The organism is Streptomyces sp. ALI-76-A, from assembly GCF_030287445.1.
GTDB lineage: Bacteria > Actinomycetota > Actinomycetes > Streptomycetales > Streptomycetaceae > Streptomyces.
The window spans coordinates 6,331,830-6,344,491 of the sequence record NZ_JASVWB010000002.1 but is presented as its reverse complement, the minus strand read 5'-3'; the positions used below and the strand labels follow the sequence as shown (position 1 = coordinate 6,344,491).

At 69.9% G+C, this 12,662-nt stretch carries 7 protein-coding genes; 5 read left to right on the top strand and 2 right to left on the bottom strand.

Going from position 1 to position 12,662, the window contains the following annotated elements:
- Both QQS16_RS29430 and QQS16_RS29425 read left to right on the top strand, forming a co-directional pair.
- Nucleotides 1-2,334, top strand: a complete 2,334-nt coding sequence (locus QQS16_RS29430; protein WP_286065072.1) for a DUF6571 family protein — start codon at nt 1-3, stop codon at nt 2,332-2,334.
- 96 nt (nt 2,335-2,430) lie between these two features.
- Nucleotides 2,431-2,955, top strand: a complete 525-nt coding sequence (locus QQS16_RS29425; RefSeq protein ID WP_286065071.1) for a hypothetical protein — start codon at nt 2,431-2,433, stop codon at nt 2,953-2,955.
- 163 nt (nt 2,956-3,118) lie between these two features.
- Here the strand turns inward: QQS16_RS29425 and mycP are convergent, their stop codons facing one another.
- Together mycP and eccB are read right to left on the bottom strand one after the other, a co-directional pair.
- A complete protein-coding gene (gene mycP / locus QQS16_RS29420) occupies nt 3,119-4,420 on the bottom strand; it encodes a type VII secretion-associated serine protease mycosin (RefSeq protein WP_286066494.1) in 1,302 nt (433 codons plus the stop codon).
- A 106-nt stretch (nt 4,421-4,526) separates the two neighbouring features.
- Entirely contained in the window at nt 4,527-6,068 is a 1,542-nt protein-coding gene (gene eccB / locus QQS16_RS29415; RefSeq protein WP_286065070.1) for a type VII secretion protein EccB, read from the bottom strand.
- A 214-nt stretch (nt 6,069-6,282) separates the two neighbouring features.
- Here eccB and eccE point away from each other — a divergent pair, with 214 nt between their 5' ends.
- From eccE to QQS16_RS29400, 3 genes are all read left to right on the top strand, one after another.
- Nucleotides 6,283-7,674 carry a type VII secretion protein EccE gene (eccE, locus tag QQS16_RS29410; protein WP_286065069.1) on the top strand — a complete coding sequence of 464 codons (1,392 nt, stop codon included), beginning with the start codon at nt 6,283-6,285 and terminating at the stop codon, nt 7,672-7,674.
- A 5-nt stretch (nt 7,675-7,679) separates the two neighbouring features.
- The gene (locus QQS16_RS29405; RefSeq protein WP_286066493.1) at nt 7,680-8,441 is read left to right on the top strand and encodes a hypothetical protein; all 762 of its coding nucleotides are present in this window, start codon (nt 7,680-7,682) and stop codon (nt 8,439-8,441) included.
- A gap of 783 nt (nt 8,442-9,224) precedes the next feature.
- Entirely contained in the window at nt 9,225-12,662 is a 3,438-nt protein-coding gene (locus tag QQS16_RS29400) for an SCO5717 family growth-regulating ATPase (protein ID WP_286065068.1), read from the top strand.

Here is a 12,662-nt window from a genome sequence, read left to right as displayed (position 1 = left end):
ATGCGGCTCGATACACTTCTCCACGCCAATTTCACACTGCTCGACGATGCGGTGACCGACTGGTCAACGCTGGTGAACCACCTCGAAGGCCTCAAGAAAGACGCCGAGGAAGGGCTGCATCAAGCCGCCGACAAGGCCGACTGGGCCGGACTCAACGCCCAGGTGTCCAAGGAGTTCATCGGCAAGACGGCCGGCGAGTTCAGTGATGCCCACACTCAGGCCAAGACCATTCACAGCATCCTCAGTGACACCCGCACCGAGCTGAAGGGCCATCACCGTCGACTGGTTGACGCCATCGACGGTGGACGGAAGAAGAACCTCAAGGTGATCGCGTACGAGGGCGGATTCACCGTCACCACGGACCTCCCTCCAGAGGGCCGCGCCGACGCCGACACGGACAACAAGGGCGACATCACCGCGCTCCGTGACGAACTTCAGCGGATTCTGGACCAGGCCTCCGAGAGCGACAACTCGGCCAAGTCCGTCCTTCAGTCCATCGCCGATCAAAGCAAACTGGGCTTCTCAGATGCCGACTACGCGGACCGGGATTCTGCGGCTGCCGCGGTCAAGAAGGCAGACGAGCTGGCGAAGCTCGTGAGGAAGGACCCCGAGGGTCTGACGGTAGCCGACTTCAAGAGGCTCAACACCGGGCTCAAGGAGTACGCGAACGACGAACTTTTCGCCGAACGGTTCGCCACTGTTCTCGGGCCGGAGAAGACGCTCGAGTTCTGGACCGGTATCAGCGATCCCGGTAGAGGGAACCACGAACTCGCGCACGCGTGCCTCGACCAGTTCGACGATCTCCAGCGCAACCTCGGCCTGACACTGGCCCATGCCACGCAGAGCGACTCCGCCGCGATGGGCGGGTGGAAGCGCCAGATGATCGACATCGGTGACAAGCCGATCTATGGCAACAGCGGCGGCCCGATGGGCTTCCAGGTCATGAGCAACCTGATGCGAACCGGTGACTACGACGACCGGTTCCTCAAGGACTACGGCACCAGGCTCATGGAGACAGAGCGCAAGCTCACCGGCAACGGGGCCCATGGGAACGGGGTCTGGCAGCGCACGGGCGGTAGTGCGTGGCTGAACCGCATCGGGGAGGACAGCGGGTCCGATCCGCTCACGGGCTACTTGAAGGGTTTGTCGAACAGCCCTGACGCAGCGACTGATTTCTTCAATCAGCGGTACGTATCGAAGGACGACCCGGACAATCCTTTCGAGTGGGACTCCGACGACGAGGACGAGTACAAGGCCAAGAAGGAGCTGTCCAACTTCCAGTACCTGTTCGAGGAGCGGGACTGGCCTCAGGAGACGGACTCCAAGGGCGACGATCTCCATACCGGGAAGAACAACCTGGCTCTGGCGCTCGAAGCTGCCGTCACTGGGCATCCTGCTGGCGAACGCCCCACGATGGATACCCCTGCCCACAATGAAGGGCAAACCAAGCTTTTCGAAAGCCTCGTGTCCTCCATCTCCGAGGACACTACCCGCCTGACAGATAACACCTTCATGTCGGACAGTATTGGACAGATCGCCGCCGAGTACCTTCCCGACATCGACCGGGCAGCATCAGACGTTGACCCACATCCGGATAACAATGATGAGGACGCCAGGGAATCCTGGGAGCGTATCCAGAATCTCTATCCGGTCGCCGAATCTTCCGCCGAAATGAACCATCGCGACGTTTCACGCTTCCTCTTCGCCGTGGGACAGAATCCCGAGGGGTACTCGGCGGTTGAGGTTGGCCAGAAAAAATACATGTGCTATCTGATGGAATACCATCTGAACCCCGACTTGCCCGAAGGATGTCGCCCGCATCACGATCTCGAGCTCACTATTCGGAATATCGCACGACATTCGGGCGAAGTTTCGGGCACACTGGCAATGGGGCGAAATGAAGCTGTTGCGGGACCCAGTGACCTCAAGGATAAGGAATATGATCACGCGGTATCTCAGTTGAAGAATGTTATTTCGGGCACCGTTGGCACCGGAGTCGGCGTCGGTACGTCATTTGTTGCATCGCCTGTTGTCGGAGCAGGGGTAGGCGGTGCTGCGGGCACCGCGACCAGCGTGGTCCTCGAAGAGCTATTCAAGGACGCGGAAGGCAGTGCCAAGGATGCGGCAGGCCCCAAGATCGGCGAGGACTGGGAAAACGGCCAGGACAACAACATGAAGTACACCCGAAGGGCAGCGTCGGAGGCTGCCAGAGCCCACGGCTTGGAGCACCCAAGCGATGTGGGCACCTGGGCGGAGACTGAGTCGTCCAGGGGCTTCCTGGACGCGGGCGAGTGGATGGACCGTGTCGGGGCAGAGCTGGTGACCGACCGGTGAGTCACGGTGTCCAGCTACCCAAAATCGGGGCCCTCACCAGAAAAGCCCCGCCGGATCCGGCCATCCGGACCGAAACCGAATGAGAGGCCTGTTGAGATGACTAATCGACGAGTTACAGCATCATTGCTGCTTGGCGCACTGGGCACGCTCGTCGGCTGTTCCGGGGCGGACGGTGCGAAGGAATACGACCCACCTGAGACCCTTTGTGGTATCCAGGTGGATCCGGAGTTGGTCGCAAAACTCCTTCCCGCGGGAGAGGAGATCGAAATCGAGGAGAAAAATCCTGTCCCCAGCAGGAAGCGATGCCAGTTGAACATCGACGGCAAGGCAGCACTTATCGCAAGCCAAGAATGGTGGGAGAAGGAAGACAACATAATCGATGTGGCCGATGCTCACCCGCAACTGGAGTCGGTGCAGCCAGAGAATGGTGAAAGGCCTTACCTTTACACTGGCACCGGCGGAGTAGGACGGACTGACTCGTGTGTCAGCCGTGACCATCCTGACCAGAATCTCTTCACTGCCATTCAGGTCTATGGTAAGGGCGTAGACAGCTCGGAAACCATGAAAAAGGCGATTACTGCATACACTCAGGCTGTCGAGCGTTCCAATGCATGCCAGTGAGGAAGGACCGCCACGATCCGGCCGGCTAAGCATCCGAATGAACATGTCGACTGACTTCGGTAGGCGACGACTGATCATCCCGCTGTGCGGAAAGCCGTCAGGCCGAACCGCGAGCAGTCCGAGGGCGTACAGCCGACAGGGCCACGTTCCATACGTCGACCCGTCAGCGCATCCACGCGCCGTTCCCCAGCTGCCCGCCCCGCCTGCGTCGTGCGTCCCGTATCGCCACCGCTGTGCCGCTCAGGCCCGCTACCAGGGCCAGGCCGCCGACCACGACGTACGTCGCCAGGCGGGTGTTGCGTTCGTCTGCTGATTCGCCGAAGTGGAGGGGGGTGATCGACGGGGCCTCGCCCTTGGTCACGCCGTTCTCCGGTGCGGGTGACTGGACGGGGTTCTTCGGGTCCACGTCCGTCAGGGCCTTGACGGGGTCGATGACGCCCCAGCCGACCAGGCGGTCGTGGCCGGGGATGGAGCGTTCCGCGGTCTGCTCGATCTGGGCGACGATCTCCTGGGCCGACCACTCGGGGTACTTGGACTTCAGGAGGGCGGCCACGCCCGCCACGTACGGTGCCGAGAAGCTCGTACCGTTGTCGGAGCAGTGGCCGCCGCCGGGGACTGTGGAGATCATGTCGACGCCCGGGGCCGCGACTCCGACGAATTCTCCCGACTGGGAGAAGGAGGCGCGTTCGTTGTTGCGGTCGGAGGCCGCCACGGCGAGGACGCCCTCGTACGACGCCGGGTACGTGATCTTGACGTTGCCGCCCAGGCCGTCGTTGCCCGCCGATGCGACGACCACGACGTCCTGGTCCAGGGCGTAGGTGACGGCGTCCTCCAGGGCCTGGGCCGGCCTCACCGCGTTGGCCGTGTCCTGGGAGATGTTGATGACATCGGCGCCCGCGGCGACCGCGTCACGGATCGCCCGCGCGAGGGTGGCGGCGGTCCCGTTGCCCTCGGCGTCGTTCTGCTTGATCGGGATGATCGTGGCGTCCGGTGCCAGGCCGACGAAGCCGGTGCCCTTCAGGGGGCGGGCCGCGATGATGCCGGCCACGCGAGTGCCGTGGCCGACCGTGTCGGTGGTGCCCTGGCTGTTGCCGCGGTCGATCTTCTCGCCCTCGGAGTTCTTCGCCGGGAGCAGGTTCTCTCCCTTGGAGGCGTCGACCGCCCGCGTGAGCTGCGGGTTCTTGACGTCCACCCCGGTGTCGATCACCGCCACCTGGACGTTCTTGCCCGTGGACTGCGCCCACAGCTCGTCCAGGTTGACGCGTTGCAGCGCCCAGGGGCGGCCCGGGTAGTTCTTCGACGGGAACGTGCACTGGTCTGCCGCCACGGCCGGGGTCGCGGGCAGGGCCAGGACCGCGGTGGTCGCGATCAGGGCCGTCGTGGCGGCCAGGGCGGCCGTTCTCGCCGCTCCCCGCGCCCCACGACGCGTCCTCCCCGGCACTCCCACCGCTGCCGGTCCCGCCATTCCCCGTACCGCCATTCCCGGTCCCGGCGCACCGGGCACTCCCTGCACTCCCACCACTCCCGAGTTCAGCGGGTTCCGCATGGCTTCGTCCTCCTCCACCCGGCGTCTACGAGCCCTGCGGCTGACGTGCCGCCGACTCCGACAGACGGGGGCCCGTCGGCAGGAACGTCGACCAGGCCGCGGGGACCGGCGCGGGGGCCACCTTCTCGTAACCGAGGCGGGTCTGGGCGATCTTGGCCTCCTGCAGCTCTTCCTCGCGCTGCTTGGCCGAGGTGCCGATGCCCTCGTCGTCGGTGGCGCTGTCGCTGTTGGACTGCAGGGCGTAGCGCAGGCCCGTGTCGGTGACCAGGAAGACGCCTCCCGCCCCGGTCTCCGTGCCCTGGAACTGGCGGTAGAGCTGGCCGGAGCCGGCCGTGACGTACGCGCTGGAGGAGCCGGTGGGCAGCTGTGCGGGGAAGTCGGTGCCCACCCAGGTGGACAGCGTCGTCGTGCCCTTCGCCTCGCCGGTCGTGCCGACCGAGAGCAGGACGTTGCAGACGGTGTTGCGGCCGGAGGTGGCACTGCTGCCGTCGTTGACCATCTTGGGCTTGAACGCCGGCCAGGTCTTGCCCGCCGTCTTCTCGAACGGCGTGCTCTCGACGACCGCGCCGGGGCTGACCTGCTGCGCCTCGCCGGCCTGGCCGACGGGGACGAGGTCGCCGCTGTTGAGGAGCAGGGTGGCGACGAACTCGGAGATCTCGGCCACCCGGCCCTCCAGCACCACGTAGTACTGCATCCGCGAGCCGTTGGCGGCCTTGATGACCTCGCCGATCTTGTCGTACTGCTCGGGGAGGCCGGAGACGTTCGCCCGCGCGCCCGGAGTGCCGTCGATGGTCGGGATGGAGACCGCGTCGCCCTCGTGGAGCGTGGCGAGCCACTCCTGAGACACCCGCTGCGGGGCGCGGCCCTGGGTGTCGAGGGCCTTGAGCAGTTCGGTGTCGGCGGGGTCGGCCAGGGGGTAGGCGGTGCCCTGGGCGTCGACCACGTACGGGGTCTTCCCGTCCGGGCCGACGACGTACATCAGGTCGCCGCCGGAGAGCTTGTCGCGGCCCTCCGTCCTGGCGAACTCCTTCTCGGCGAGGACGAACGCGGCCTTCTGGATCGCCCGGCCGCCCTCACCGGGACGCTCGCAGACCGCCCAGCGCTTGGCGGCCTCGGCCTCGTCGGCGGACGGCAGGCGGTCGGGGGCGTAGGGGATGCCGATGGTGGCGCCGTGCGGCGGCTTGCCGCTGTCGAGCACCTTCTCGTCGACGGTGATGACGTCGGCCTTGCTCGGGTCCAGGAGCAGCTTGGCCGAGGCCATGTTGAGCACGGGGTGCAGCTGCGTCTGGCTGCCCGTCTTCAGCACCACGTACCGGGTGGTCGACTTGCTCGCGACGATGACGTGTTCTTCGGGTGTGTTCCAGCCCTTGGGCGCTGTCGGGCTGAACATGCCGATGCCGCCGAACACCGCGAGGATCACCACGCCGACGATGACACCGGGCATGAGCGCGCGCAGCGGCTTGGGCGCGCCTTCCTCGGAACCCGTCGGAGACGGCTGGAGGAAGGATGCGAGCGTACGGCGCTTCGCGAAGGTGTAGGCGTTGAGTTCGTCCCGCCGTGATGCCATCTGTGTCCGCTCTCTCCCCGTGCGGAGCCGTGGGGGACCTGTGAAGATCCGTCCCCCGTCCTCGGTCGCCTCTGATGCCTCTGCTGCCTGGACTGGCAGAGCCGCCCCCTACTATGCCTGTTGCGTGACCGTGCTGGTGGCACGGGTAGGGTGCTCAGGCCTTCAAGGGGCTGGAGCGCAAGGGTATTCGGGAGAGTTCGGGGGTTTTGGAGTGATGGCTTCCGCAACGCGGGCCCGGTCGCGATCGCAATCGGGGCCACGGTCGGGGCGCGCGGGCCGGTCGGGTGCCCGCGGCTCGTCCTCCTCCCAGCCGCCGACGGCGGGACCGGGCGTGACGCCCGCCGCCTCCGCGCCGTACCAGGGCTCCGTCTCCCCGCATCTGAAGTCGCGCTCGGAGCGCGGGGGTTCTTTCGCGGTGCAACGCCTGGTGATGACGGAGCTGGCCGCCGCGATCGTCGTGGTCGGATGGCTCATCGGCACGGTCGCGCTGGTAGTGGCGGGCGTGGTCGCCGCGGTCCTCCTCGTGCTCGCTCTCGTACGACGCCGGGGGCGCTCGCTGCCCGAATGGCTGGGCACCGTCCTGGCGTTGCGGGCCCGCACCCGCAAGGCCGCGAGCAGTCCGCTCCCGCAGGGTGTCGACTCCGGTCTCGCGCCCGCCGTGGAGTGCGACCCGAACCTCAGGACGTACAGCTACAGCCGTGGCGACGACCGCGACCAGCGGCGGCCGGTGGGCATGGTGGGCGACGGGGGCTTTCTCACCGCGGTCCTCCAGGTGGAGTCGGACGCCGGTGCGCTGCGCGCGGAGCGCAGTCGCCGTCCACTGCCCGTCGCCCTCGTGCAGGACGCCCTCGCCGTCGACGGGATCCTCCTGGAGTCGGCGCAGATCGTGGTGCACACCCAGCCGGCGCCCGCGCTGCACCTGCCCCAGCAGTCCGTCGTGGTGAGCAACTACGCCCCGTTGCAGGCCCAGACCGGCTCTCCGGCGGTGCGCATCACGTGGATCGCGCTGAAGCTCGACCCGGAGCTGTGCCCGGAGGCGGTGGCCGCGCGCGGCGGCGGGCTGGTGGGGGCGCAGAAGTGTCTGGTGCGGTCGGCGGAGCACCTGTCCAGTCGGCTGACCGGTGCGGGGTTCGTGGCGAACATCCTCACCGAGGAGGAGCTGACGGCCGCGATCGCCACCTCCGCGTGCGCCAACCCGATGGTGACGGCGCAGGCCGCGCAGGCCGGCCGGGGCGAGGTGCCGCAGCGGCGCACCGAGGAGGCCGGCCGCAGCTGGCGCTGCGACAACCGCCGGCACACCACGTACTGGGTGCGGCGCTGGCCCCAGTTGGGCGAGTCCGGCACGTCGCTGGCGCAGTTGGTGGCGCAGCTGACGGCGGTTCCCGCGCTGGCGACGACGTTCAGCCTGACCCTGGCCCGGGGTGACCGGCAGGACGTGGCCGTCACCGGTCACCTCCGGATCACCGGCCGCAGCAACCAGGAACTCACCGACGCCCGGCGCGAGCTGGAGCGTGCGGCGCGGCAGGCGCGGACCGGGCTCGCGCGGCTGGACCGTGAACAACTCCCCGGTGTTCTCGCCACCTTGCCGCTCGGAGGTGCCCGCTGATGGCCATGCCGACATCGACGCCGACGTCCTCGTCCGACGCCGGGCCGGCCACCGGTCTCCGGGAGCGGCTGCGCACCGGGTTCGGTCTGGTGGGCCCACGGCATCCGCGGCACACGCTGCCCGTGGAACAGATCGGCGCGCTCTCCCTGCCCATAGGGGACGACGGTGTGGTGGCGGGCGTGAACGCGGAGGGCCAGCCCGCCGTGCTCGGGGTCAACCGCCCGACGCCGTACGACATCCTCCTCATCGGCGGTCTGTGGACGGCCCAGGTCCTGGCGCTGCGCGCGGCGGCGACCGGGGCGCGGGTGGCCGTGGAGACGGGCCGGGCGCAGGCCTGGATGCCGATGGTGCACGCCATGGGCGGCGGGCAGAACGGCCTGGCCGTGTACGACGTCGGCCGGGTGCCTCCGCAGGGTGCGTCGGCCGGTACCCCGGTGCTGGTCGTGCGGGACTGCGGTATGCGGCCTCCGCGCGGACGTGTGGTGTCGGCGCCCTGGCAGTCCGTGCTGACGCTCCTTCCGTATCTGAGCCCGGTCGCCCCGCGGTTGATGCGCCAGGCGCGTCTGGTCGGCGTGCAACGGGTGTCGCCGGACGAGGCGGCGGAGATCGGGCGCGTGATAGCGCTGCCGCGTCCCGAGATCGAGTCGCTGCCCACCCTGCAGGACGGGCTCACCCTGTGGTGCACGGAGCGGGACCGGCAGTACGTGCTGACGCAGGCGACGGATGCCGAGACCGGGCTGCTGGGCGTGGCCCGCCGGATGGACTGAGGCGGGTGTAGTCGGCGGGGCCGGGGCGGGCATCGCACGGAGGTGTCCAGCGGTGTCGGTGCGGGAGTTGGCACGGGTATCGCACGGCGGGAGCCTGTATCGCACGGCGTGAGCGTGGGCTTGGGTACCGCACGGCGTGAGCGTGGCCGTGGGCCTGGGTATCGCACGGCGTCGGTACTCGGGCGGGCGTCGGTACTCGCCTGGCGTTGGTGGCGGGCGGGCACCGGGTCGGAACGGGAGTCGGTACTCGGGCGGGCAGCGGTACTCGCGCGGGCAATCGATAGCGGGCGGGCACCGGCGTCGGGACGGGCATCGGCCCCTCGGAGCACGCGGCTCGCGTCCCGCGCCTTGTTTCCGGCGTCCTGGGTCCGGCGTCCTGGGTCCGGCGTCTTGGCACCTCGTCCCGCGCCTTGGGTCCAGCGTCTTGACACCTCGTCCCGCGCCTTGTTTCCGGCGCCCTGGGTCCGGCGTCTTGGCACCTCGCGTCGGGGACTGGTCGGGGCGGTCCCGGCGGTACGCATCAGACCAGGACGGCATGTCCAACTTGTGAGCTGTCCAAGGTGTTTGCGCCCTTTGCGGAAGCCCGTCGGGTGGGCGGGCCTGCCGGGCGCGCGGTTTTGGTGATTAGGCTGGGGCAGAGCACGTCGCGAGTACCCGCGAGCGGGCGGTGCGGGCTCTGCGACGCGGGGCCCGAGGCCCACAGGGGAACGGCCCGGCGAATCGGACGACAGGAACGGTCGCCCCAGCACGGCATGAGGGTGCTCGACCACACCAGGAGGAACTGTGAACAGCGATCGGGACGGGATCCGCGGGGGCTGGGACACACCCGACGACGACCAGACCGACGCGGAGTCCGCCATCGAGATGACGGGCGAGTTCACGATCGACTACGCCCCGCCGGCCTGGTACACGCAGAACGCGTCGGGCACGTCAGGCGGGACTCCCTCGGCTCCCTCGGCTCCTTCGACTCCGTCGGCTCCCGTGCCACCGGTCCCGGCGAGCGGTCCCGCCGCGCCTCCCCCGCCGGTCGGGCCCCCCGTGGCCGTACCGGATCTGCCGTCCGGCGGTCCCTTCCAGCCGACCTGGACGACCTCGCCCGCGGCGCCCGGCGCGGAGGCCGGGGACGGCGACCTCGTCAGCGGTGCGACCATGCGGATCTCGGCCTCCTCGTTGAAGCGTGAGATCGCGGAGCGCGACGGCGGTGAGGACACTCCCGGCGCGCACACCGCCGAAGCGAACACCGCCGGGGCACACACCGACGGAGTGCGCACCGACGAGACGTCCGGTGATGCCTCTGCCGTGCACGCGACCGGTCCAGGAACCGCTCACGGAGCCGATGCCGGTGCCACCCCCGGTGCCGCGGGGACCACCGGGGGCATCGACCCGGCCGCCGCTCAACCGGCCGCCGAAGAGCATCAGTCCGGTCCCGGTGCCGGTCCCGGGGCTCCCGCTCAGGCCCCGGTGCCCGCCCCGCCCCCGACGCCCGCTCCGGCCCCGATGCCGACTGCTCCGGTCGCGATGCCCACTCCCCCTGTCTCGGCGCCCGCCGCTCCGGTCCCGCCGGACAGCGCGTCCGCGCCGGACGCCGACCACACCGCTGCCGAGCCCGCCGCGGGTGCGGCCGACACCGAAGGCACAGCCGATCAGGCGGGCCCGGTCCCGGCCGCGGCGGAGGAGTCCGCCTCCGGTGGCGATCAGGGAAGCGCCGACGAGGACACCCCGTCCCTCACCCACCTGACCAGCGCGCCCCAGGATCCGGAGGGCACAGACGACACAGACGGCACCGGCACAGACGGCACACAGAGCGCCCGGCAGTCCGACGGCACACCCGACGGATCCGCGGACTCCCCCGCCTCGGAAGGCCCCACTCCGGACGCCCCCGCCCCCGACAGCGCCGCACCCGAGGCCACTCCCGACAACGGCGCCCCCCAGAGCACCGGGGTCCCCGCAGGCGCTGTCCCCGCACCGGACGCCCCGCCCGCCTGGGCTCCCCCGCCGGCACCGCAGAGCGGTGTTCCGCCGTTGCCGCCGTCCTACCAGCCGGCCGCACCGGCCACGGCGGCGCAGTGGCCCGCCCAGTCCCACCCGGACGCCCCGGCCCCGCAGCAGCCGGGTCCGGCCCAGAACCAGCCGCCGACGCCGCCAGGGCAGCAGCCGCACCCACAGCCCCAGCAGCCGTTCCAGCCGCAGGCTCCGCAGCCCGCGCCGGCCGCCTGGCACGCCCCCGACGCGCAGCCCGCTCCGCCGGCCCCGGCCGGTTACGGCTTCCCGCAGCCCGGCAGCGACAACGCACCGCCGCCCGCGGCACCCGCGCCTCCCCAGCCCACCCCGCCGGCTCCCCAGCCCACCCCGCCGACTCCGCCGCAGGGCGGCTACGGCTTCCCGCAGCCCCCCGCCCAGTCGCCGGCCGGCCCGCAGCAGCCGGGGTACGGCTTCCCGCACCCCGCGTCAGCCGGCCCCCACCCGCCCAACTCCCCCCAGCCGAGCGGATACGGCTTCCCCCAGCAGCCGGCGCAACAGGGCCAGCCGGGTCAACCGGGCCGGCAGGAACAGCCGCAGCCGAACGCGGCCCATCCCGGATACCCCGGCCAGCCCGGCCCGTCGAACGCGGCCCACCCCGGACAGCCAGGCCAGCCCGGCAACCCGGGACACCCCGCGCACCCGGGCCAGCCGCACCCCGACGCCCACGGTCAGCAGCCCCTCCCCCAGGCTCTCCCCCAACCCCACTCCCAGCCCCAGCCCACCCCACCCGTAGACCCCCGCACCGGTGCCGCCTGGCCGCAGCCGATCCAGCACGACCAGCGGCAGCCGACCAACCCCGGTGCCGCGCCGCTCGGTTACACCGCGGCCGTGGAGCTGTCCTCGGACCGGCTGCTCAACAGCAAGAAGCAGAAGGCGAAGAGCAGCCGTCCGACACCCGGCGGCAGCCGGTTCAAACTGGGCGGGAAGAAGGAAGAGGCCGAACGGCAGCGGAAGTTGGAGCTGATCCGCACGCCGGTGCTGTCCTGCTACCGGATCGCCGTGATCAGCCTCAAGGGTGGTGTGGGCAAGACCACGACCACCACCGCGCTCGGCTCGACCCTCGCCACCGAGCGCCAGGACAAGATCCTCGCGATCGACGCCAACCCGGACGCCGGTACGCTCGGCCGCCGGGTGCGCCGGGAGACCGGGGCCACCATCCGCGACCTCGTCCAGGCGATCCCGTACCTCAACTCGTACATGGACATCCGGCGGTTCACCTCCCAGGCCTCCTCGGGTCTGGAGATCATCGCCAACGACGTCGACCCGGCGGTCTCGACCACGTTCAACGACGAGGACTACCGGCGCGCGATCGACGTGCTCGGCAAGCAGTACCCGGTCATCCTGACCGACTCCGGCACCGGTCTGCTGTACAGCGCCATGCGCGGGGTGCTCGACCTCGCCGACCAGCTCATCATCATCTCGACGCCGTCCGTGGACGGTGCGAGCAGCGCGAGCACGACCCTGGACTGGCTGTCCGCGCACGGGTACGCCGACCTGGTCTCACGGTCGCTCACGGTCATCTCCGGGGTCCGCGAGACCGGAAAGATGATCAAGGTCGAGGACATCGTGACGCATTTCGAGACCCGGTGCCGGGGTGTGATCGTGGTGCCGTTCGACGAGCACCTGGCCGCCGGTGCCGAGGTCGACCTCGACATGATGCGTCCGAAGGTCCGGGAGGCGTACTTCAACCTGGCGGCGTTGGTCGCGGAGGACTTCGTACGGCATCAGCAGGCGCACGGACTGTGGACGAGCGACGGCAACCCGCCTCCGGTGGCCGCCCCGCCGATGCCGGGCCACCAGACGCAGGGACAGCCGTACCCGGGACAGCCGTATCCGGGACAGCCCGTTCCCGGACAGCAGTTCCCCGGGCAGCCGGGCCCGTACCCGCAGCAGCCCCAGCCCGGCGGGCCGGGACAGCCGGGCCCTGGACAGCAGTACGCCCCCCAGCCCTACCCCCAGCAGGGCCAGCCACCCGCCCAGCCCGGCCAGCCCTACCCGCAGGCAGCCGACCCCCAGCCCTACCCCGCTCAACCGCAACCGCAGTCACCACCACAGCCGCAAGCGCAGCCACAACCGCGACAGGGCCAGCCGACACATCCCGGCCGGCCCGATCAGCCGTACCCCGGCTATGGCTACGGCTACGGCTACCCGCAGTCCGACGGGCAGACCCCGCCGCCCCCTCCCCCGCCGCAGCAGTAG